This is a genomic window from Candidatus Burkholderia verschuerenii (genome assembly GCF_001189365.1).
GTDB lineage: Bacteria > Pseudomonadota > Gammaproteobacteria > Burkholderiales > Burkholderiaceae > Caballeronia > Caballeronia verschuerenii.
The window spans coordinates 1-2,026 of record NZ_LFJJ01000337.1 but is presented as its reverse complement, the minus strand read 5'-3'; the positions used below and the strand labels follow the sequence as shown (position 1 = coordinate 2,026).

Genomic DNA, 2,026 nt, shown 5'->3' with positions numbered 1-2,026 from the left:
TCAGCTCAACGTCATGCCTCAACCTCTACTCGTGCGCTGCAGACCTGGCTGAGATGTGCGTTTACGTCTGCACCAGACTGCGTCGTCGGGTCCATTCCGGCAAATTCAATTTTGCAGGCCCGACGAGGTAGGGCCGAATAACGATCAAACCGTTGGGATATTCGAGGTCGTTTCGCTAATCACCTGCCGGTGGCCCAAACAGCCCAAAACCGGCCGCGAAGCGGGGCCGGAGTAAGCCGAAGGGGACCGTTACCGAGGTAGGCGAGAAAACGTGAATCGCATGGGAACCAGCGCCGGGACACACGGCGAGAACACACGCTACTGCTGTGCCAAGTCTTTAGTGCTGTGCCGCGGCCGCTCAAGAAGGTGCTTAGGATCGGCCAGCGGCTTTCTTTGGTTACTTTCTTTGCCGCCGCAAAGAAAGTGACCCCTCCGCCGGGGAGGCGGCTACTGAACAAAAAACCGCGAAAACCAAAGACAGCACCTCAAATAGCGCGAGCAATCAAAGAAAGCACAATCGACAAAACCAAAGTAGACATAAAAGGAAACGAATACTCCTTCCCGCGAAAGCGAAAATTCACATCTCCAGGAAGCCGTTCGATGCCAATCTTCCGCAACCACGGCATCGATCCGGAAAGAATGGCCAGTGCGATAAACGTGGTGAGTACCCATCGAATCATGATCGGAGCCTGAAAACCGTCATAACGTGTGCGACCGGTCGCCGGTCGAAAACGCATCGAGCGTCCCCGGAATGCCGCGTGAAAACGCGATCACCTTGAACAGTTCGCCCATTTCCGCCTCCGACAGCAGCTTTTGAACCGCATTGGCCGCAGGCAGAAATTGCTTCACATCGGCGGGATCGAGCTCGTCGAGCACATCGGTGATGCCCGCGTTCATCAGAAACCGCGCCTGCGACGCAAATCCGAGCAAATCCGCGCCCGTCTCGGTCCCCGCTTCCGCGATACCCGTAAACTCCACATGCGCAGTCAAATCCTGCAATCCCGGATACAAAAACGGGTTCACATGCGCCCGATGCCGGTAATGACACATCAACGTGCTCGTCGCGCGCTGCGCGTGATAAAACTCGCGGCGCGGAAAGCCGTAGTCGATAAAAAACGCCGCGCCGCGCGTGAGCATCGTGCATACGGTCTTGGTGAAGCCCAGCGCCGTCTCGTGCGTCTCGGTCAGGTATTCGGCAAACGACTCCTCGTCGTTGGCTTCGTCGATGGCGGTATCGATCAGTTCGATCTGCGCATCGAGCGAAACAGGGCGATCGTCGAACGCGAAGCGGTCGTTCAGCCACACCACGCCGCGCTCGTGCCACGCGCCGAGCTTGCGCACGACGAGCCGCACCGGCATTGCGTCGAGCACCTCGTTGCCGATCACCACGCCTTCGAAAGCCGTCGGCAGCGCGTTGAGCCATTCGACCTTGTGCGCAAGCGATGGCGCGAGCTTCTCGATGGTCTCGCGCTGCCGCAGCCGCAACTCGCCGGATAAATCGACGATCGAATACGTGCCGAAATCCTCGCCGAGCGCGTGCAGCGCATTCAGCAAACCTGCCGCCAGCTTGCCGGTGCCCGCGCCGAATTCCATCAGGTTGCGCGTGCCGCTGTCGCGCAGCGCCTGCGCGACGGGCCGCGCGAGCGTCGTTGCGAACAGCGGCGACAACTCCGGCGCGGTGACGAAATCGCTGCCGTCGTCGGCGCGGCGGCCGAATTTCATCGCGCCGCCGCCGTAATAGCCCAGTCCCGGCGCGTATAACGCCAGTTCCATGTAGCGATCGAACGGAAGCCAGCCGCCCGCCGCGACGATGCGCTCGCGGATCAGTTCGGTCAATGCGTCGGATTGCGCGAGCGCTTCGGCGCCGGGAACAGGTAAACTGTCAGTTTGTCGAGCAAACACGACCGAGTTTCATAATGCATCTCTCCCATTACAAACCAGGTAGTCTCAACACCTTCTCGTCTTGCAGCGCCTCGAAGTTCCGGGGTCTCCGCTCAATTACGCCCCGCACGCCTATCTGCACGGC

The 2,026-nt window shown here is 59.8% G+C and carries 2 protein-coding genes; both read right to left on the bottom strand.

The window, feature by feature from the left end; translation table 11 throughout:
- Nucleotides 1-485: 485 nt before the first annotated feature.
- The gene (locus BVER_RS30960) at nt 486-680 is read right to left on the bottom strand and encodes a DUF2905 domain-containing protein (RefSeq protein WP_083452428.1); all 195 of its coding nucleotides are present in this window, start codon (nt 678-680) and stop codon (nt 486-488) included.
- Between the two features lie 19 nt (nt 681-699).
- The gene (locus BVER_RS28670) at nt 700-1,902 is read right to left on the bottom strand and encodes a class I SAM-dependent methyltransferase (RefSeq protein ID WP_050456117.1); all 1,203 of its coding nucleotides are present in this window, start codon (nt 1,900-1,902) and stop codon (nt 700-702) included.
- Between the last annotated feature and the right edge of the window lie 124 nt (nt 1,903-2,026).